Annotated in this window: 19 protein-coding genes; 7 read left to right on the top strand and 12 right to left on the bottom strand. The window is 74.6% G+C overall.

The genetic code is table 11. The features are described 5' to 3' along the window. Window position 1: 1 nt before the first annotated feature. Window positions 2–1,291 (bottom strand): cation:proton antiporter domain-containing protein, encoded by a 1,290-nt coding sequence (locus O2W53_RS06255; RefSeq protein ID WP_269162144.1) that lies wholly within the window; start codon window positions 1,289–1,291, stop codon window positions 2–4. A 155-nt stretch (window positions 1,292–1,446) separates the two neighbouring features. Further along, the gene (locus tag O2W53_RS06250; RefSeq protein ID WP_269162143.1) at window positions 1,447–2,229 is read right to left on the bottom strand and encodes a lysophospholipid acyltransferase family protein; all 783 of its coding nucleotides are present in this window, start codon (window positions 2,227–2,229) and stop codon (window positions 1,447–1,449) included. A 93-nt stretch (window positions 2,230–2,322) separates the two neighbouring features. On the opposite strand from O2W53_RS06250, the gene O2W53_RS06245 reads away from it, so the two are divergent. The 3 genes from O2W53_RS06245 to O2W53_RS06235 all read left to right on the top strand — a co-directional run bounded on the left by O2W53_RS06245 (window position 2,323) and on the right by O2W53_RS06235 (window position 5,127). Beyond that, a complete protein-coding gene (locus tag O2W53_RS06245; protein ID WP_269162142.1) occupies window positions 2,323–3,114 on the top strand; it encodes an alpha/beta hydrolase in 792 nt (263 codons plus the stop codon). Beyond that, window positions 3,111–3,803, top strand: coding sequence for a hypothetical protein (locus tag O2W53_RS06240; protein WP_269162141.1), 693 nt, complete (start codon window positions 3,111–3,113; stop codon window positions 3,801–3,803). The genes O2W53_RS06245 and O2W53_RS06240 overlap by 4 nt, the downstream gene beginning before the upstream one ends. Before the next feature lie 91 nt (window positions 3,804–3,894). Then, the gene (locus tag O2W53_RS06235; RefSeq protein ID WP_269162140.1) at window positions 3,895–5,127 is read left to right on the top strand and encodes an ornithine cyclodeaminase; all 1,233 of its coding nucleotides are present in this window, start codon (window positions 3,895–3,897) and stop codon (window positions 5,125–5,127) included. A gap of 67 nt (window positions 5,128–5,194) precedes the next feature. Here the strand turns inward: O2W53_RS06235 and O2W53_RS06230 are convergent, their stop codons facing one another. The 4 genes from O2W53_RS06230 to O2W53_RS06215 are packed head-to-tail and all read right to left on the bottom strand — an operon-like array spanning window position 5,195 to window position 8,332. Then, window positions 5,195–6,232 (bottom strand): ROK family protein, encoded by a 1,038-nt coding sequence (locus O2W53_RS06230; protein ID WP_269162139.1) that lies wholly within the window; start codon window positions 6,230–6,232, stop codon window positions 5,195–5,197. Further along, entirely contained in the window at window positions 6,229–6,726 is a 498-nt protein-coding gene (locus O2W53_RS06225) for a hypothetical protein (RefSeq protein ID WP_269162138.1), read from the bottom strand. The genes O2W53_RS06230 and O2W53_RS06225 overlap by 4 nt, the downstream gene beginning before the upstream one ends. Beyond that, the gene (locus tag O2W53_RS06220) at window positions 6,723–7,901 is read right to left on the bottom strand and encodes an ArsA family ATPase (RefSeq protein ID WP_269162137.1); all 1,179 of its coding nucleotides are present in this window, start codon (window positions 7,899–7,901) and stop codon (window positions 6,723–6,725) included. The genes O2W53_RS06225 and O2W53_RS06220 overlap by 4 nt, the downstream gene beginning before the upstream one ends. Continuing rightward, complete coding sequence (locus tag O2W53_RS06215) at window positions 7,901–8,332, bottom strand: SRPBCC family protein (RefSeq protein WP_269162136.1); 432 nt, start codon at window positions 8,330–8,332, stop codon at window positions 7,901–7,903. The genes O2W53_RS06220 and O2W53_RS06215 overlap by 1 nt, the downstream gene beginning before the upstream one ends. 234 nt (window positions 8,333–8,566) lie before the next feature. On the opposite strand from O2W53_RS06215, the gene O2W53_RS06210 reads away from it, so the two are divergent. Beyond that, window positions 8,567–10,300 carry an AMP-dependent synthetase/ligase gene (locus O2W53_RS06210; RefSeq protein WP_269162135.1) on the top strand — a complete coding sequence of 578 codons (1,734 nt, stop codon included), beginning with the start codon at window positions 8,567–8,569 and terminating at the stop codon, window positions 10,298–10,300. Window positions 10,301–10,354: 54 nt separating this feature from the next. Here O2W53_RS06210 and O2W53_RS06205 read toward each other — a convergent pair whose 3' ends face one another. The 4 genes from O2W53_RS06205 to O2W53_RS06190 form a co-directional block, all read right to left on the bottom strand. Next, window positions 10,355–11,488: a glycosyltransferase family 4 protein gene (locus tag O2W53_RS06205; protein ID WP_269162134.1), complete on the bottom strand. Its 1,134-nt coding sequence runs from the start codon at window positions 11,486–11,488 to the stop codon at window positions 10,355–10,357. Beyond that, window positions 11,485–12,768: a M48 family metalloprotease gene (locus O2W53_RS06200; RefSeq protein ID WP_269162133.1), complete on the bottom strand. Its 1,284-nt coding sequence runs from the start codon at window positions 12,766–12,768 to the stop codon at window positions 11,485–11,487. The genes O2W53_RS06205 and O2W53_RS06200 overlap by 4 nt, the downstream gene beginning before the upstream one ends. 88 nt (window positions 12,769–12,856) lie before the next feature. Further along, complete coding sequence (locus O2W53_RS06195) at window positions 12,857–13,843, bottom strand: C40 family peptidase (protein WP_269162132.1); 987 nt, start codon at window positions 13,841–13,843, stop codon at window positions 12,857–12,859. 318 nt (window positions 13,844–14,161) lie between these two features. Further along, the gene (locus tag O2W53_RS06190; RefSeq protein ID WP_331253782.1) at window positions 14,162–14,533 is read right to left on the bottom strand and encodes a hypothetical protein; all 372 of its coding nucleotides are present in this window, start codon (window positions 14,531–14,533) and stop codon (window positions 14,162–14,164) included. A 284-nt stretch (window positions 14,534–14,817) separates the two neighbouring features. Here O2W53_RS06190 and O2W53_RS06185 point away from each other — a divergent pair, with 284 nt between their 5' ends. After that, window positions 14,818–16,680, top strand: coding sequence for a DEDD exonuclease domain-containing protein (locus tag O2W53_RS06185; RefSeq protein ID WP_269162131.1), 1,863 nt, complete (start codon window positions 14,818–14,820; stop codon window positions 16,678–16,680). Beyond that, the gene (locus tag O2W53_RS06180; RefSeq protein WP_269162130.1) at window positions 16,677–16,967 is read left to right on the top strand and encodes an Lrp/AsnC family transcriptional regulator; all 291 of its coding nucleotides are present in this window, start codon (window positions 16,677–16,679) and stop codon (window positions 16,965–16,967) included. Before O2W53_RS06185 ends, O2W53_RS06180 begins: the two co-directional genes overlap by 4 nt. Window positions 16,968–17,039: 72 nt before the next feature. On the opposite strand, the gene trpD is transcribed toward O2W53_RS06180, so the two are convergent. Both trpD and O2W53_RS06170 read right to left on the bottom strand, forming a co-directional pair. Next, on the bottom strand, window positions 17,040–18,086 hold the full coding sequence (gene trpD, locus O2W53_RS06175) for an anthranilate phosphoribosyltransferase (RefSeq protein WP_269162129.1): 1,047 nt from the start codon (window positions 18,084–18,086) through the stop codon (window positions 17,040–17,042). A gap of 4 nt (window positions 18,087–18,090) precedes the next feature. Further along, complete coding sequence (locus tag O2W53_RS06170; protein ID WP_269162128.1) at window positions 18,091–18,513, bottom strand: hypothetical protein; 423 nt, start codon at window positions 18,511–18,513, stop codon at window positions 18,091–18,093. 135 nt (window positions 18,514–18,648) lie between these two features. Between O2W53_RS06170 and ctaE the strand changes: the two genes are divergently transcribed. Next, complete coding sequence (ctaE, locus tag O2W53_RS06165; protein WP_036334859.1) at window positions 18,649–19,263, top strand: aa3-type cytochrome oxidase subunit III; 615 nt, start codon at window positions 18,649–18,651, stop codon at window positions 19,261–19,263.

Genomic DNA, 19,263 nt, shown 5'->3' with positions numbered 1-19,263 from the left:
CTCAGACCGGGGTGACCGGGGCCGCGGCCTCGTCCCCGCGCACCGCCACGGCAGCGCGCTGCCGGCGGCGGTCCAGCCAGGTCATGACCGGCGTCGCGGCCACCCCGTGCACGACCACCGACACCAGGACGACGAGGACGGTCACCCGCCACAGCTGCTCGGCACCGGCGAACTCGGCCTGGCTCAGGCCGTAGGCGAGGTAGTAGAGCGACCCGATGCCACGGACCCCGAAGAAGGAGATGGCGCTGCGCTCCCACCGGCCGGTGTGCCCGCGGAGCAGCCCCACCCAGCCCGCCAGCGGCCGCACCAGCAGCACCAGGACGACGGCCAGCCCCACCTCGGCTCCGCTCAGGTCGGCCAGCGCACCCCGGGCGACCGCGCCGCCCAGGAGCACGAGGACGACGACGGTCAGCAGCCGTTCGAGCTGCTCGACGTAGGTGTGCAGCACCTGGTGCCGCCCGTGTGCCCGCTCCGCGGACCGGATCGTGCAGGCGCAGACGAACACGGCGACGAAGCCGTAGCCCTCGATGAGCTCGGCGACCCCGTAGGCGAGGAAGACGGTGGCGAGCGCGACGAAGCCCTCGGCCCGCTCGGCGAGGCCGGCCCGCTGCGGCCGCTCCGAGAAGAACAGCGCGCACAGTGCCCGGCCCACTCCGATGCCCACGGCGACACCTGCGGCGATCCGCCAGCCGACGTCGAGCAGGAGCCACTCCCCCAGCCAGTTCGACGGCGCCGCCCCCAGGGTGGCCATGGCGACCGCGGCGTAGGTGAACGGGAAGGCCAGCCCGTCGTTGAGGCCGGCTTCCGACGTCAGCGCGAAGCGCGCCTCGTCCTCGCTCTCCGCCTCACCGGTCGGCTCGTCCACCTGGACCTCCGTGGCCAGCACCGGGTCGGTGGGGGCCAGGGCAGCGGCCAACAGCACCGCAGCGGCCGCCCCCAACCCGAGCAGCCAGCCGCCGAGCAGTGCCGTGGCCACGACGGTCAGCGGCATGGTGATGCCGAGCAGCCGCCAGGTGGTCGACCAGCGCTTCCAGCCCAGGGGTCGGTCCAGTGCCAGCCCGGCGCCCAGCAGCGAGACGATGACGCAGGCCTCGGTCAGGTGGACGGCGATGGTCTCGTGCGCCAGCGGGTCAGGGGTGGGCAGTCCGTCGACGGTGGCGAAGGCGGCGATGCCGATGGTCACCACCACCATCGGCATCGAGATGGGCAGCCGACGGAGCAGCCGGGGCAGCAGAGCGGTCAGCAGGGCCGCGGCGCCGGCGACGAGGTAGGCCAGACCGGTGGGGTCCATCCCCGATCAGCGGGCGGCCGGGCGCCGTCGCGCCGGGGCGCCGTTCCGGGAGTGCATCTCTCGGGGGTGCCCAGGTCGACGTGCGGCGACACCACCGGCGCTGCGGAGCACTGCTCCACAGGCGCGCCTCTCGCCCGAGCGTCGGGCGGAGGTGCTCAGCCGGCCAGTGAGCTCGGCAACCGGTCGGCGGCCTCGTGCGGCGGTGGCTGCAGCCGGGACACGGCCTCGGTCGCGGTGACGCCGGTGGTGTCCATCGACTTCTTCACCTTCGCGCCGTAGAGGTCGACGTACTCCTGGCCGGAGAGCTCCATGATCTCGTACATGATCTCGTCGGTGATCGACCGTTCGACGAAGCGGTCGCCGGAGAGCCCGTCGTAGCGGGCGAAGTCCAGCGGCTCCCCGAACCGGACGACCACCCGCAGCAGGTGCTTGCTGAGCCGGCGGCCGAGCTTGCCGGGCAACGGCACCTTGCGCGGCTCGTACACCATCGCGACCGGGACGACGGGCGCGCCGGTCTCCAGGGTCATCCGGGCGATGCCGGTCTTCCCGCGGAACAGCCGACCGTCGGGCGACCGGGTGCCCTCGGGGTAGATGCCCAGCAGCCTGCCCTGGGTGAGGATGCGGATGCCGGTGCGGATCGCGTCCTCGGCCGCGGAGGCGTTGGTGCGGTCGATCGGCACCTGCCCGCTGCCGCCGAAGAAGAGACGCTGGGCGGCCCCCTTGGGCCCGCTGCCGGTGAAGTACTCCGCCTTGGCCAGGAAGGTGACCCGCCGACGCAGCGACAGTGGCATGAAGATCCAGTCCGCCGCCGACAGGTGGTTGCTGGCGATGATCGCCGCACCGGTCGACGGGACGTGCTCCATGCCCTCGGCTCGGGGCCGGAACACGAGCCTGACGATCGGCCCCAGGGCCACGAACTTGAGGAACCAGTAGAACAACGCGCCTCCCTCAGCGACTGTCAGACTAAGGAGGCGCACAACAACCCGACAATCGCAGCCGACGCCGCACGGCCAGACAGCTCCGGAGGACCGATGCCGCAGGCCGCACCGCAGGCCGGGTCGCTGATGCCCGGCGCCGCCCCGTTCGACCTGCCGGGCGGGCCGGTCGGGGTGCTGCTGTGCCACGGGTTCACCAGCACCCCGCAGAGCCTGCGGGACTGGGGCGAGCACCTGGCCGCCGCCGGCCTCACCGTGCGCTGCCCGCTGCTGCCCGGCCACGGCACCCGCTGGCAGGACGCGAACGTCAGCACCGAGGAGGACTGGTACCGCGAGCTGTCCGCGGCGCTGGACGACCTGCGTGGCCGGTGCAGCTCGGTGGTGGTGGCCGGGCTGTCGATGGGCGGCACCCTGGCACTGCGGCTGGCCCAGCGACGTCCGGACGACGTGGCCGCCCTGGTGCTGGTCAACCCCTCGCTGCTCACCGAACGGCGCGATGCCCGGCTGCTGCCGGTGCTGGCGCGGCTCACCCCGGCCTGGGCGCCGGTCGCCAACGACATCAAGAAGCCGGGGCCGGTGGAGCTGGCCTACCCGCGGCTGCCCACCCGGGCCGCGCTGGCCCTCCGCCGGCTGTGGGCCGCCGTCCGCGCCGACCTCGGCTCCGTACGGGCCCCGCTGCTGGTCTTCCGCAGCGTCACCGACCACGTCGTGGAGCCCGCCTCGACCCGGGTGCTGCTGGCCGGCGTCGGCAGCACCGACACCACCGAGGTGCTGCTGCACGAGAGCTACCACGTGGCCACCCTGGACAACGACGCACCGATGGTCTTCGCCCGGTCGGTGGAGTGGATCCAGGAGCGCGTCCCCGCGGCCCGGGCGAGCAGCTCGTGACGCTCCCCCGCGGTCCGGGCCGCGGCCGCGGCCGCCGCGACAACGGGCTGGACGCCACGCTGTGGCACCCGTTGCGCGACGTCGACCCGCGGGTGGGCGAGCACCTGCTCGACCTGCTGGCCACCGCCGGGATCGCCGCCTACCTCGAGCCGGCCACCGACGTGCAGCCCTACACCCGCAGCGTCTCCTTCCCCAGTCCGCCGTCGGACCGGTTGTTCGTCGACCGCGCCCAGCGCGCCGAGGCCGCCGCCGTCGTGGAACGGCACACCGACGAGCCGACCACTTCCCGGCCCGTGCCGCCGCGGTCGGACCGGGTCACCGACGAGGACGCCGAGTTCGCCCGGATCGTCGCAGCCTTCGAGGCCGAGCACGGCCGCAACGTGGTGGCCGCCGAACCGCGGGACGACCCGCCCCCGCCGCCGGCCGAGCGAACGGTGCTGGACGCCTTCGACGACCACTACGAGCCGCCCCCTCCCCCGCCGCTGCCGGTGCTGGCCCCGGCCTCCCTCTACGCGCTGCTGCTCATCGGCCTCGGCGCCGTGCTGCTCATCGCCCCGACCCGGGTCGGCCTGTCCATCGACCTCGGCCTGGTGCTCGGGGTGGCCGCGGTGGTGGGCGGCGTCAGCGTGCTGGTGTCCCGGATGCGGGACCGCGACTCGGACGACGGTGACAACGGCGCCGTCGTCTGAAGAAACACCCCGTGCCCCCCACCCCTCGCAGGCTCGGGGCGGGACCCTGCACGGGGCCGAGTGGCGCACGGGGGCGGCTAGCCTCCGCAGGATGAGCTCCTCGCCGCACTCCGCCGTCGTCACCCTGACCGGTCACCTGATGGACACCGGCATCCTCGCCCGAGTGCTCGACGACGTCCTCGAGTACGGCGGTGACTACCGGATCGACAGCCTGGACCTGGGCCGTCAGCACCAGGACGAGTCCCGGGCGCTGGTCGAGGTCAGCGCGACCGAGCCCGAACTGCTGGACCGGATCCTGATGCGGGTGCAGGTGCACGGGGCCAACGCCGTCGACCCCGGGACGGCGACGACCCGGCCCGCGCCCTCCGACGGCGTCTTCCCGGAGGACTTCTACTCGACCACCAACCTGGAGACCCTGGTCCGGCTGGACCGGGAGTGGCTGCGGGTCCAGCGCCCGGAGATGGACTGCGGCCTGGTGGTGACCGATGGTCCGGTCGTGCGCACCGTCCCGGTCAGCGACGTGCGGGCCGGGGACGCCGTGGTCTGCGGCGCCCACGGCGTGCGGGTGGAGCTCCCCCCGCAGGCACCTCGCGGCGACGAGGACGACTTCGGCTTCATGTCCTCCTCGGTCTCCAGCGAGAAGCCCCAGGCGCTCCTGGTGCGCCAGATCGCCGAGCGGATGCGGGAGGTCAAGGCCACCGGGAAGCGGGTGCTGTGGGTCGGCGGCCCGGCCGTGGTCCACACCGGTGCCGCGCCGGCGATGGTCCGGCTGGTCCAGGCCGGCTACGTCGACGTGCTCTTCGCCGGGAACGCCCTCGCGACCCACGACATCGAGTCCTCGCTCTTCGGCACCTCCCTCGGGGTCGACCTGGCCAAGGGCTCGGGTGTGCCGCACGGCCACGAGCACCACATCCGGGCGATCAACACCATCCGGGCAGCCGGGTCGATCGCCGCGGCAGTGGAGACCGGCGTCCTCACCGGCGGGGTCATGCACGCGATGGTGCAGGCCGGCAAGCCGTTCGTGCTGGTCGGCTCGGTGCGCGACGACGGTCCGCTGCCCGACGTGATCACCGACGTGATCGACGGTCAGCGGGCGATGCGCGCCGAGCTGCCCGACGTCGGCTTCGCGATCATGGTGGCCACGATGCTGCACTCGATCGCCACCGGGAACATCCTCCCGGCCTCGGTGCCGCTCGTCTGCGTGGACATCAACCCGGCGACGGTGACCAAGCTGGCCGACCGGGGCAGCGCCCAGGCGATGGGCATCGTCACCGACATCGGCCTGTTCCTCGAGCAGCTGGCCCGCGAGCTCGCCCCGGAGTGAGGCACCTGGCCTCCCTGCAGGGGCCCGACGCGAGCCTGCGAGCGGTGGGGGGCAGGGAGGTCCTTCGTCAGCCGTCGCCGTCGGCCACCGCACGGCGCACCAGGTCGGCGGCGCCGACCAGCCCGGCCTGCGCACCCAGCTCGGCGGCGACCACGCGCGGTCCGGGCCGGAACCCACGACCGGGCAGCGCCCGCTCCAGGCGTTCCCGGGCCGGCGCCAGCACCGTCTCGCCGAGCACGCTCACCCCGCCGCCGATCACCACCACGTCCGGGTCGAGGATCGCCGAGAGGTCGGCGATCCCCTGCCCCAGCCAGGTGCCGACCTCGCACAGCAGCTCGATGGCCAGCGGGTCGCCGTCGGCCGCGGCCCGGGCCACGACCTCGCCGGTGAGCCGCGCGGCGTTGCCGTCCACCCGGTCGAGCAGGTCGGCCGCGGCCGCCGGGGAGTGGTCGGCGACCTCGCGGGCGGTGTGGCCCAGCGCGTTCCCGCTGGCGTACTGCTCCCAGCACCCGCGGTTGCCACAGGCACACAGCCGGCCGTCGGGCACCACGCGCATGTGCCCCCACTCGCCGGCTACGCCGTGCGAGCCCCGTTGCAGCCGGCCGTCGATGACGATGCCGCCGCCGATCCCGGTGCCCAGGGTGATCATCAGCATCAGGCTGCTGCCGCGGGCCGCGCCGTAGCGGTACTCCGCCCAGGCGGCCGCGTCGGCGTCGTTGCCCACCCAGAGCGGACGCTGCAGCCGGCCGGCGAGGTCCTTGCGCAGCGCCTGGTGGCGCCAGGCCAGGTGCGGGCTGAAGAGCACGGTGTCCCCGGTGCGGTCGAACCAGCCGGCCGCGCCGACGCCGACGCCGACCAGCGGGCCGCCGTGCCGCTGGGCGAGCTCGTCGACCACGGCCGAGATGGCGTCCTCGGTGGCGGAGACCGACTTGCCCGGGGTGGCCCGACGGGCGGTGTCCAGGATGGTGCCGTCGGGGGCGACGACGCCGCCGGCGACCTTGGTGCCGCCGATGTCGATGCCCAGCGCAGGCAACTGGGCGGCCCGGCCGGTAGCGGTCGGGCTGTGGCCCTGGGAGTCGAGGCCCTGCAGGTCGGGGGCGGTCATGCCACGTCGATCCGCTGGACGGGGGCGGGGGCCGGGTGGGTCACGGTCTCCTCGGGAGGGGCTGGCGCGTCCGCGGTGCGGACGTCGGGGGCAGGGGTCTCGGGCGCGGCGACGCTGCCGTCCGGGTCGGTGCGGGGCGAGTCGGCCGGCTGCGTGCCGCCGTCCGGGTTGCCGTCCGGGGCGCCGGCCGGGGCGCGGAGTGCGGTGGCGGCGCTGGCCAGCACGTCGGCCAGCGCCTCGACCAGGTCCGGACGGCGTCCGCGCAGCGCCGCCAGGCCCACGCACACCGGGCACCAGCGGCAGTCGTCCGCCGGCTGCGGCCCCGTCGCCGCACCGTCGTCCTCGGGCGGGGAGGCGGCGTCGGGCCGTGCGGCGGGCGCGCCCAGCAGGTCGCCCAGGACGTCGGTCAGCCGCGTTCCCGCCGCGTGCTCGGCGGCCAGTCCCGCCGCCAGCCGACGGGCCTGCTCGACCCAGTCGGGGCCGGGTCCGGTCATGCCCCGCCTCCCGCGGCCGGCGCACCCGCCGTGGCGCCGGCGGCCAGCAGCCCGGCCGGCCACTGGTCCGGGTCGGGGACGAAGCGCACCTCCAGCACCGCCCGGGCGGTGCCCGGATCGGTCAGCGCCCCGCCGGAGACCGTGCACCGGCGGAGCAGTGCGTCCAGCGCGAGGGACCGGCGCACCCCGCCCGCGGTGACCACGAGGTCGTCGGCCCAGCGGGTCAGCTCGACCTCTCCGCGGCGGGTGAAGGGCAGCGGCACGTCGAGCAGCCACTCGCCGCCCACCCGGCGGGGCATGGCCCGGGTGAGCGGCTGCACCGCCGTCTCCGGCACGGCGGCGCCCAGCGCGAGGAGGTCGGCCACGCTGGCGGGCGGGACCGCGGCCTCGGCCACCTCCCGTACCGGGTCCAGGAGCGCGCGCACCGAGCGCACCGCCTGCTCCTGCACCGCGGCCCGCTGCTGCCACCACTCCCCCGAGCCGCCCGGGAGCAGCCGGGAGACGGTGACCGAGGCGATCCGCTGACCGTGGACGCCCAGTGCGGTGGCCGCGTGCCGCAGGTGCTCCGCCGCTGCGTCGGGGCGCAGCACCAGGTGGACGGCGGTGCGGGCGGGGTCGGCCAGCGCCACCGCGTCCAGCAGTTCCTCCGTCGCCGCGGCGCCGGCGAGCAGCCCGGCGGTGACCCCGCCGCGGCCCGGGGGGGCGGCCGCACGCAGCGTGGCGAGCACCCGGAGCCGGGTCGGCGCGGCCTGCGCCAGCCACCACCGCAGCGCCCCGGGGAGGCCGAGCAGCGCCGTCGCCGTCGCCGTCGGACCGGGGTCCAGTACGACGACGTCGGTGTCCCGATCGCGGAGGTGTCCGGCCAGGGCGGTGAGCAGCGCGAACTCGGCGACGCCGGGCAGCGGGACGACCGAGGAGGCCGGCGGCACGGTGAGCAACGGCAGCGCGTCGGCCAGCTGACCGACGTGCCGGTCCCACAGCTCCTCCAGCGCGGGCTGCGGAGCGACGACGTCGACGGTCACCCGGTCGGTCAGGTCGGTGATCCCGGCCGGCTGGCCGGTGAGCAGCACGCACCGGGAACCGGCTTCGGCCAGCCGCGCGGCGGTGGCTGCGGCGACGGTGGAGCTGCCGGCGCCACCGGGGCCGGTCACGAGGAGGACCTGCACGGCGCGCATCAGCCCTCGACGCGCTTCTTGAGCTCCTTGAGCGCGGTGTCGAGGATGACCTTCTCGGCCTTGCGCTTGATCATCCCGAGCATCGGGATCGACAGGTCGATCGTGATCGAGTACGTGACGGTGGTGCGGCCACCGGACTCGGTCAGGGAGTAGGAGCCGTCCTGCTGCTTCTGCATCTGGCCCTGCACCAGCGTCCAGTCGACCCGACGGTCGTCGTCCCAGGTGTAGGCCAGGACGTAGTCGTCCTGGACCGCGCCGGCGTCGAGCACGAAGTGCACCCGGCGGGCCCGCCCGTCCGCCCCGGTCTCCTGGACCTCCACCTGCTTGGCCGCCGACACCCACGACGGGTAGGCCGGGAAGTCGGCGATCACGGCCATGACCTCGGCCGCAGGCGCGTCGATGACGATCGACTGGGTGGACTGGTCAGCCATGGGGCGGAGGGTAGTCGCTGCCCACCCCCGACCTGGCCTCCTCCCGGGCCTCCTCCCCCGCAGGGGGCCGCTCGGCTACTGCCCGGTGGCCGCGCGGACTAGATTGGCCCCTGGACCCTGGTCCGGAGCGGCGGGGCGACGGAGCCCCCGGCCGGGCAGGACAGAGAGGACGGCGTGCGCGAACTGAGCGTTCCCCCCACCGCCAGCGTGGGGCCAGAAGACGCCCTGCCGGACATGGTCGCCAGGAACGCGGCCGAGCACCCCGACGAGGTCGGGCTGCGGCGCCAACAGGCCGGTCAGTGGGTCGACGTCACCTACGCGGAGTTCGCCGCCGAGGTCGCCGGTGTCGCCAAGGGGCTGATCGCCGGTGGTGTGCAGGCCGGCGACCGGGTGGGGCTGATGGCCCGGACCCGCTACGAGTGGACGGTGCTCGACTACGCCATCTGGACCGCCGGCGCCGTCGTCGTCCCGATGTACGAGACCTCCAGCGTGGACCAGGTGGCCTGGATCCTCTCCGACTCCGGCGCGCGGGCGGTCGTGGTGGAGAACGCCGACCACGCCGCGTCCGTGGAGTCCGTACGCGCCGAGGCCCCCGAGCTGGGCCCGGTCTGGGTGATCGACGACGGCGGGCTGGACACCCTGACCACCGCCGGCGCCGACGTGCCCGACAGCGAGCTGACCGCCCGGCGGGCCAGCCTCTCCGCCGACAGCCTGGCCACGCTGATCTACACCAGCGGCACCACCGGCCGACCCAAGGGCTGCGAGCTCACCCACGCCAACTTCCTGTTCGAGATCCGCAACGGCATGACGTTGCTGAGCCGGTTCATGAACCCCGACGGCTCGCTGCTGCTGTTCATCCCGCTGGCCCACGTGCTGGCCCGGGTCCTGCAGGTGGGGGCGCTCAACACCCGCACGGTCATCGGCCACACCCCCGACATCAAGGACCTGGTGGGAGACCTGGGCCGGTTCCAGCCCACCTTCGTGCTGGCCGTGCCCCGGGTCTTCGAGAAGGTGTTCAACGGCGCCAAGGCCAAGGCGGAGGCCGACGGCAAGGGCAAGATCTTCGGCCGGGCCGCCGAGGTGGCCGTCGACTGGTCGCGCGCACAGGACACCGGCGGTCCCGGGCTGGCGCTGCGGGTGCAGCACGCCCTGTTCGACAAGCTGGTCTACGGCAAGCTGCGCGCCGCCCTCGGCGGGCGCTGTGCCGGCGCCATCTCCGGCGGCGCCCCCCTGGGCGAGCGGCTCGGCCACTTCTTCCGGGGCATCGGCGTGACGATCTTCGAGGGCTACGGCCTGACCGAGACCACTGCTGCCGCCGCCGTCAACCACGACGCGGCGCTGCGCATCGGCACCGTCGGGCGCCCGCTGCCCGGCGTGGACGCGGCGATCGCCGACGACGGCGAGGTGCTGCTGCGCGGCGGGATCGTCATGCGCGGGTACTGGAAGAACGAGCAGGCGACCACCGAGGCCATCGACGCCGACGGCTGGTTCCACAGCGGCGACATCGGTGAGCTCGACGCCCAGGGCTTCCTGCGCATCACCGGGCGGAAGAAGGAGATCCTGGTGACCGCGGGCGGCAAGAACGTGGCCCCCGCCGTGCTCGAGGACCGGCTGCGGGCGCACAAGCTGGTCAGCCAGTGCCTCGTCGTGGGCGACCAGCGGCCCTTCATCGCCGCGCTGGTCACCCTGGACGTCGAGGCGCTCCCGACGTGGCTGAAGGCCCAGGGCAAGGACACCTCGCTCACCCCCGAGCAGTTGCGCGACGACCCGGAGCTGCTGGCCGAGCTGGACACCGCCGTCGCCGAGGCGAACAAGGCCGTCTCACAGGCCGAGGCGATCAAGAAGTTCCGGGTGCTGGGCGACGACTTCACCGAGGACAACGGCACCCTCACCCCGAGCCTGAAGCTCAAGCGGGCCGTGGTGATGAAGCAGTTCGGCACCGAGGTCGAGGCGCTCTACGCGCGGTAGCGCCTGAGGGGTCGAGCCGGTAGCGCCAGACGGCTGAGCTGCTCGGCCCCGCGCTCAGCGCGCGGGGTCGAGCAGGTCGGCGAAGGTCGACGCGATCGTCGTCCAGGACCACCGCTGCTCGACCCACGCCCGGCCGGCCGCGCCCATCGCCCGGGCGCGCGCCGGGTCGTCCAGCAGGTCGGCGAGCACGCCCGCGACCGCGGCGGGCGACCGCGGGTCCACCACGTGCCCCGTCACCCCGTCCCGGACGGTCTCCGGCGCCCCGCCCGAGGTGCCGGCGACGACCGGTCGGCCACAGGCGGCCGCCTCCAGGAACACCATGCCCAGCCCCTCGACGTCCAGCCCACCGCGGCGGGTGCGACAGGGCATGGCGAACACGTCCCCGGCCGCGTAGTGCGCCGGCAGGTCCGCCGGTGCCACTCCCCCGGTCAGGACGACGGAGCCGGTCAGCCCCCGGTCGGAGACGGCGCGCCGCAGCGCCGGCTCCAGCGGGCCGCCGCCCACCAGCAGCAGCTTCGCGCGCGGGTGCCGGGCCAGCACCTGCGCCCAGCCCTCGACCAGCAGGTCCTGCCCCTTGCGCGGTACGAGCCGGGACACGCAGACCACGACCGGGTCGTCCCCGAGCCCGTACCGCTCCCGGACCAGGGCCCCCTCGGCGTCCGGGGTGAACCGGTCGACGTCGACCCCGGGCGAGAGCTGTGCCAGTTCCGTGCGGTCGCCGAGGGCCGGGGCCAGCCGCCCGTGCGTGTACTCACTGATGTACGTGAGCACGTCCAGCCCGCCGGCGATGCGCTGCAGGAGCTGCCGGGCCGCCGGCAGCGCCACCCAGCCGGTCTCGTGGCCGTGCGTGGCCCCCACCAGGCGCTCGACCCCGGCCCGCCGCAGCGCCGGCGCGAGCAGTCCCAGCGGTGCCGCCGCGCCGAAGAACGCCGTCCGGCAGCCGTGCTCGCGGGCCAGCCGCGCAGCGGTCCGGGCGACGCGCGGCGTCGGCAGCAGCATGCCGGTGGGAGCACGCACCACCGGATAGGGCAGTGCGGCGTCGTGTGCGGCGGAGCCGGGGTGGTCCGAGGCCAGCACGACCAGCGACTCCGGCGGCCGGGTGGCCAGCAGGGCGGCGACGAAGGTCTGGATGCCCCCCTGCCGGGGCGGGAAGTCGTTGGTGACGACCAGGGTGCGGTCCTCGCTCACCGGTCGCGCACCGCCACCCAGTCGGCGGCGAAGGCGATCCGCTGCGGCACCGTGGGGTGCGACCCGAAGGCCCACTGCCAGATCGCGGGCGGATCGGGGTCGCTGAGGTTGGCGCCCCCCAGTGCCTGCTGCACCGCCACGAAGGAGTCCGGGTCCTCGGTCAGGTCGAGCGCGTGCAGGTCCGCCCGCGCCTCGATGTGCCGGGAGACCAGGTTCTGCACCGGCGTGGACAGCAACGTGCCCAGCGAGAGCAGCAGCAGGAGCAAGCCGACCACGGCCCCGTCCCCCGGCCCCGCTGCGCCGGCCCGGCGCAGCAGTGGGGTCGACCCGAGGAGCCAGCCCAGCAGCGCGACGCCCGCCCCGGCGCCGAGCGCCCCGATCAGCGTGCCGGTCAGGACGTCGTCGTTCGCCACGTGCCCCAGCTCGTGGGCGGTGATCGAGACGATCTCCTCGTCGGGCCGTTGGTCCAGCAGCGTGTCGTAGACGACGATCCGCCGGGTGGAGCCGAAGCCGGAGACGTAGGCGTTCAGTGTGGTGGTGCGCCGGCTGGCGTCGGCGACCAGCACGTCGTCGACCGGTGTGCCGCTGCGTTCGGCCAGCGCGATCAGCTCCGTGCGCAGCGGACCGGCCGGCATGGACTCGAAGCGGTTGAAGGCCGGCTCGATCACCAGGGGGTAGAGGAACGACCCGATGACGACGAGGGCCGCGGCCGCCGTGCCCGCCCACGCCCACCAGGTGCGCGGGGCCCGCCGGGCGAGCGCGACCAGGGCCAGCAGCCCCAGCGCGGTCAACCCGGCGGAGATGCCGTAGGAGGTCGCGACGTCGCGCGCCCACAGGTCCCAGCCGCGCGTGGACAGGCCGTAGCGACGCCGCACCACCTCGCCGTATGCCGACAGCGGCAAGGTCACCAAGCGGCCGACGAGCAGGATCGCGAGCGAGCCGAGCAGCACCTGCCAGCCCCAGCCACCGCCCAGCGGCCGGGCGACGGCCCGGGCGGCCGCCGCTCCGGCCCGGGTGAGCCCGAAGACCGCCGAGACGAGCAGGCTCAGCACCAGCGAGGTCAGCGAGGCCGGGCGTAGCGCCGCGGTGAAGGCCTCCGCCCGGGCCACCTGCTCCGGACCGAACGCGGCGCCCGGATCGACCGGGGTGCGGCCGCCGGGCGGCACGGGCAGCACGTCCCACGGCGTGGCCAGGGCGATCACGGCGACCAGCGCGGCACCGAGCACCGCCGCCACCAGCAGCGCCGCGCGCCGGGACCCGGCGGCTCCTCCCCGGCTCATCCGTGGGCTCGCGGACCGGGCGGGAGGGGCACGGCGCCGAGCTTAGGCAGGCTGCCTGTGGCCCGGCTGGACAGCCGGACCGGACGGCTCAGCCGAGGAAGCGGCGCGCCCCGGCGTAGCCGGCCATGTCGACGCTGGTGACCTGCACCGGGACGCCGAACGTGGCGGCGTGCACCATCTGGCCGCCGCCGATGTACATGCCCACGTGGCTCACCGGGCTGCGGAAGAAGACCAGGTCGCCGGGCTGCAGCTCGCTCCGTGAGACCGCCGTCCCCATCGTGGACTGGAGGCGGCTGGAGTGCGGCAGGGTGACCCCTGCCGCCGCGTAGGCGTACTGCGTCAGGCCCGAGCAGTCGAAGGCGTCCGGGCCACCGGCGGCCCACACGTACGGGTCGCCGAGCTGGGCCATGGCGGTGTCCACGGCGACCTGCGCGGAGGAGCTGGTGGCCACCACCTCGACCGGCGCCTCGAGCACCGGCCCGGCGTGCTCCTCGGCCACCTCCTCCTGCTGGACGACGGTCAGGGCGTCGTGCTGCTCCTGGTACTCGCCGATCCGGGAGGTGAGTTCACGCTGCCGCGTGGCGACGTCCTGCAGCGTCTGCTCCGCGGCCGCGGCGGCCGCCTCCGCCTCCGCCTGTGCCTGCGCAGCGGCAGTCGCCGCCGCGGTGACCTGGGCGAGGACGTCGTTCGTGTGCCCGGCGATGCTGTCCAGGGTGGTCACCTGGGAGACGAACTCGTCCGGCGACCCACTGGTCATCAGGGCGTTGAAGCGGGACAGGTGCTCCCCGGTGAAGGCGCTGCGGGCGACCCGGCGCACCTGCTCGTCCATGGCGGCCAGTCGGGCCTGGGCCTCGGCGACCGTCTGGGCCGCGGCGGCTGCGCCTGCCTGCTGCTGCTCCAGCGTCTCCTGCGCCTCGTTGAACTGCTCGGTGACGACCTCCAGCTCGTGGGTCGCGTCGGCCGCCAGCTGGGTGGCCTGCTCCGGGCTGGTCGCCTCGGTGGCCTGGTCGCCCGGGGCCGCGGCGGCATCGCCCGGCAGGACCGCCAGCGTCAGGCTCGCGGCGACGACTGCCACGATCCCGACGCCCAGTCGACCGGCGAGACGGCCGGGGCGCGCGTGCACCGGGGTGTCGGCAGCGGGGGCCGACCATGCTGGCAGGGCGCGGGACTGGGGGCTCGCCACGGGCGCCGGACTCCACTTCTCGCACTCGGACCGCGGCGCACCACCCGAGGAACGGGGCGGCGGTCCGGCGGTGCCCGAGCGAGGTCACCCTCTGTGGCGACTTCGTCTCGTTCGGACACGACGAACGTATGTCCGTGACCGGATCGAGACCTAGCCCCGTCAAACCTCGAAGTGACCCCAGGACCTGACAAATCACAGGGGTGCAATTTGTCAGCTCACGTGGCGGTCCCCGTGCGACGACGCATCCTGATGACGCAAGGGCGGAACCAGCCCGAAGTCTGCCAAGGCCCGGACGGCCTGCTCCTCCACGTCGTCCCACTCGACGACCGGGCGCGCCCCCTCGGCCGCACCCTGGTCGGGCCCGCCCGCGCCGTCGGCCGACGCCTCCCCCGGTGCGGCGCCGGCCACCCGCACGCCCTCACCGGCCGGGACGCCGGCGGGCACCCCTGGCCGGCGTCGCGTGAGCGGCACGACGGTGGGGGCGCTCCCCCGCCAGTCGGGTGGGGCGCCCAGCAGGACGGTCACGACGCAGTCGTCGCAGCCGTGACCGCGGACGGTGCAGGTGTCGCAGTCGATGAGCACGGCGGCTCTCCTTGTCTCCTGTGGTCCAGACACCGCGGACCGTAGGAGCGACCACCGACAGTTCTGCCGGGCTCCCGGCCGGGGAGCCCGGTCGACGCGTCGAGGAGCCGGCCCCGCGGCCCCGGGCCGACGGCTCGCGCGGCGTGGCTTCCCGGGGACTGTCGGACCCGCGACCTAGCGTCCGCGCCGTGCCGTCCGTACCTGCCGCGCCGTCCGCGCAGCCACCAGCACCCCCTCCGGTCCCCCCGCCCAGCACGGGCCCCACCCCCTCCCGATGGCGGCAGGTGGCGCTGCCGAGCGGCCACCAGGCGCAGGCCGAGCCACGCTTCCAGCAGGCGACGATCGACGACCTGGGCACCCCACTGGCCGGGGTCACCTTCGTGGTCGTCGACCTGGAGACCACCGGGGGCTCACCCAAGGACAGCGCGATCACCGAGATCGGGGCGGTCAAGGTCCGCGGCGGTCAGGTGCTTGGCGAGTTCCAGACCCTGGTCGACCCCGGTCACGAGATCCCGCCCTACATCAGCGTGCTGACCGGGATCACCTCGATGATGGTGGCCGCGGCACCGCGGATCGACGCGGTGCTGCCGGCCTTCCTGGAGTTCGCCCGCGGCGCCGTCCTCGTGGCGCACAACGCCCCCTTCGACCTGGGGTTCCTGCGGGCGGCCTGCGAGGCGAGCGGGCTGCTCTGGCCGGTGTCCGCCTCGGTCGACACCGCGGTCCTGGCCCGCCGGCTGCTCAGCCGCGACGAGGTGCCCAACTGCAAGCTGGCCACCCTCGCGCCCTACTTCTCCACCTCCACCCAGCCCTGTCACCGCGCGCTGGACGACGCCCGCGCGACCGTCGACGTCCTGCACGGGCTCTTCGAGCGCCTCGGGCCGCTGGGCATCACCTCCCTGGAGGAGCTGACCGGGCTGACCCGCCAGGTCGACCCGCAGCGTCGCCGCAAGCGCCACCTCGCCGAGCACGTCCCCTCCGGTCCCGGGGTGTACGTCTTCCGCGGCCCTCGTGACGAACCGCTCTACGTCGGCACGTCGGGCGATCTCCGCAGCCGGGTGCGCAGCTACTTCTCCGCCGGGGAGCAGCGCAGCCGGATGACCGAGATGATCACCCTCGCCGAACGGATCGAGGCGCTGCCGTGCGCGCACGACCTCGAGGCCGCCGTCCGGGAGCTCCGGCTGATCGCCGAGCACAAGCCCCGGTACAACCGGCGGTCCCGGTTCCCCGAGCGCGCGCTGTGGGTCCGGCTGACCGACGAGCCGTTCCCCCGGCTGTCGGTGGTGCGCCGGGTGCGCCCGGGGGGCGGCGCGTTCCTCGGCCCCTTCCCGGACCGGCGCGCAGCCGACACCGCCGTCGCCGCCGTGCACGAGTCCCTGCCGCTGCGGCAGTGCACCTCCCGGCTGTCGCTGACCGTGCTGGGCAGTGCCTGCGCCCTGGCCGGGATGGGCCGGTGCGGGGCGCCCTGCACGGGCGACCAGACCCGCGAGGAGTACGCCTCGATCGCAGCGGTGTTCCGGGCGGCCGTCGAGTCCGACCCCCGTGACCTGGTCGCACCGTTGCTGCACCGGGTCGAACGGCTGGCCGAGGAGGGCCGGTACGAGGAGGCGGCCGTGCTGCGCGACCGGGTGGCCGTGCTGGTCCGGGCGGTGCGGCGTCGGCAGCGCCTGGAGTCGCTGGCCACCGTGCCCGAACTGGTCCTCGCCCGGCCCGACGGCGCCGGGGGCTGGCAGCTGGCGGTGGTCCGTCGCGGCCGACTGGTCGCTGCCGGCGTCGCCGAACGGGGGCGGTCCGTCCGTGGCCACCTGGCCGACCTGCGCACCACCGCCGAGACCCCGACCGGCCCGGACGACGAGCTGGCCGCCTCGGTCGACGAGACGGAGCTGGTGCTGCGCTGGATGGAGAAGCCCGGCACCCGCCTGGTCGACCTGACCGGCACGCTGGCCAGCCGCACCCCCGGCACGGGCGACTACAGCGGCTTCCTCGCCCAGGTGGAGGCCGGCCGCGCCGAGCGGGACCCCTTCGCCGACACCCGGTCGCTCAGCACCCGCAGCCAGCCGGACCGGGTCGCCCCGGGTGCCCCGGCAGCCGGTGGGCGCACCGCCGGACGGCGCGGCCGGGTCGCGACCGGGCTAGCATCCCGGACGTGATCACCGCCATCGTGATGATCGATGCCGCCACCGACTCGATCGGCGAGGTGGCCGAGGCGGTCGCCGCGCTGCCCGGGGTCAGCGAGGTCTACTCCGTCGCCGGCGACGTCGACCTGGTCGCGCTCGTCCGGGTGCACGAGTTCGACGAGATCGCCGAGGTCATCGCCGGTCGGATCAACAAGGTGCCCGGCGTCGTCGACACCGCCACGCACATCGCCTTCCGTGCCCACTCCCGGCACGACCTGGAGGCCGCGTTCTCGATCGGCTTCGAGTCGACGGACCAGTAGCTCGACCCGGACGTCGGGTCGACCCGTAGCCGGCTCAGCCGACGTCTGCGCGGCCTGAGTGCGACCGGGTCGTCACCCGCGGGCGGCGCGGCTGACCCGCACCCAGTCGGCCAGCTTCGCGGCTGCCCTGCCGTCGTCCACAGCGGCCGCTGCGCGCTCCAGCCCGGCGCCCAGCGCGTCGTGCAGCCGGGCCCCACGCGTGTCGAACGCGGCGAGGGCCCCGGCCGCGTTGAGCAGCACCGCGTCCCGGACCGGTCCCGGCTCACCGGCCACCAGCCGACGGACCACCTCGGCGTTGACATCGGGGCCGCCACCGCGCAGGGCCCCTGGCCCGGACACCGGGATGCCCAGGGCCGTGGGGTCCAGCCGCTCGGCCACCACCTCACCGTCGCGCACCACCCACACGGCCGAGGTCGTGCTGGTGGTGAGCTCGTCGAGGCCGTCGTCCCCACGGAAGACCAGCGCGCGGGTACCCCGGTCGGCGAGCACCTGGGCCAGCACCGGGGCCATCCGGGTGTCCGCGCAGCCGATCGCGGCGGCCACCGGGCGGGCCGGGTTGGTCAGCGGGCCGAGGAAGTTGAAGACCGTGCCGATCCCCAGCTCCCGTCGGGGAGCCGCCGCGTGCCGCATCCCGGGGTGGAAGACAGGGGCGAAGAAGAAGCCGATCCCCGCCTCCCGCACGCAGTGCGCCACCGCCGGGGCAGGCAGGTCGATGACCACCCCGAGCGCCTCGAGGACGTCGGCGGTGCCCGAGGCCGACGACGCGGCCCGGTTGCCGTGCTTGGCCACCGGGACGCCGGCCGCCGCGGTGACGATCGCGGCCATGGTGGAGATGTTCACCGTCTGCGCGCCGTCGCCCCCGGTGCCGACGATGTCGACGCAGTCCACCGGCAGCTGCACCGGGGTCGCCTGTTCCAGCATCGTCGCGGCGAGCCCGGCCACCTCCTCCGGGGACTCGCCCTTGGCCCGCAGGGCCACGACGAACCCGGCGACCTGGGCCGGGGTCGCCTCCCCGGTCATCACCTGGCGCATCGCCCAGCGGGTGTCCTCGGCCGCGAGGTGCTCACCCCTGGTGAGTCGGGTGAGGAGGCCGGGCCAGGTCGGGCTGGCTGACGTCATCGGGTCAGCGACGGACGGCCGGGCGCTGTGCTGCCCGGTCGCGGAGCAGTCCGGCGACGACCTCGGGCGCGGTCAGCGGGTCGACCGGGTAGGCCAACGTGGCGTCGGCCATCGACCAGTGCGCCAGCCAGCGGTCCGCCTGCCGGGCGATGAGCACCACCAGCTGCGGACAGTCGGCGATCTCGTGCTTCAGCTGGCGGCTGATCCCCATGCCACCGGTCGGCTGCGCCTCACCGTCCAGCACGCAGAGGTCGACGCCACCGCGGTCGACGGCGGCGACCACCTCGTCGGCGGTCGCACACTCCAGGTACGTGACCGGCCCCACATCGGCAGCCGGAGCGTTGCCCAGGGCCGTCCGGACGGCGGTGCGGACCTCGGCCCGCTGGCTGAAGACCAGGACGGTGGCCGGTGCGGCGTCAGGGCTCACCCGCGCGAGCCTAGTGCCCCCGGTGCGAGGGGTGGGGAGGCGACGTGCCGGGCTCGCCGCAGGTGGCCGGACCGAGCGCGCCACGCCCACGTACCCCACGTCGTGGGGCGGCTGTCCCGATGCCATGATGAACCCGTGACAACGGCCCCCGTGGCGAGCAGCACCTTCGACACCTCGCGGGTGCACTCCCTGACCCGACCGAACATGGTCAGCGTCGGCACGATCGTCTGGCTCGCCAGTGAGCTGATGTTCTTCGCCGGCCTGTTCGCCATGTACTTCACCGCCCGCGCCCGCGCAGAGGACGGCTGGCCGCCGGAGCCGACCGAGCTCAACGTGCCGTACGCGTTGTTCTTCACACTGATCCTGGTCGCCTCGTCGGTGACCTGTCAGTTCGGCGTCTTCGCCGCGGAGATCGGCAACGTCTACGGCCTGCGGCGCTGGTTCACCATCACCTTCGTGATGGGCCTGGTCTTCGTGCTGGGCCAGATGTTCGAGTACCGCACCCTCGTGGTCGACCACGGCACGACCATCGCGTCGTCGGCCTACGGGTCGGTCTTCTACCTGACCACGGGCTTCCACGCCCTGCACGTGATCGGCGGCCTCGTCGCCTTCGTCTTCGTGCTCATACGGTCCACCATGGGCCGTTTCACACCTGCCCAGGCGACGTCCGCGATCGTGGTGTCCTACTACTGGCACTTCGTCGACGTCGTGTGGGTGGGCCTCTTCATCACGATCTACCTGATCAAGTAG

Origin of the sequence: Modestobacter sp. VKM Ac-2978, assembly GCF_026968025.1 — a bacterium.
Lineage (GTDB): Bacteria > Actinomycetota > Actinomycetes > Mycobacteriales > Geodermatophilaceae > Modestobacter.
The sequence above is the reverse complement of the archived record's forward strand: the minus strand, read 5'-3'. Positions and strand labels throughout refer to the sequence as shown.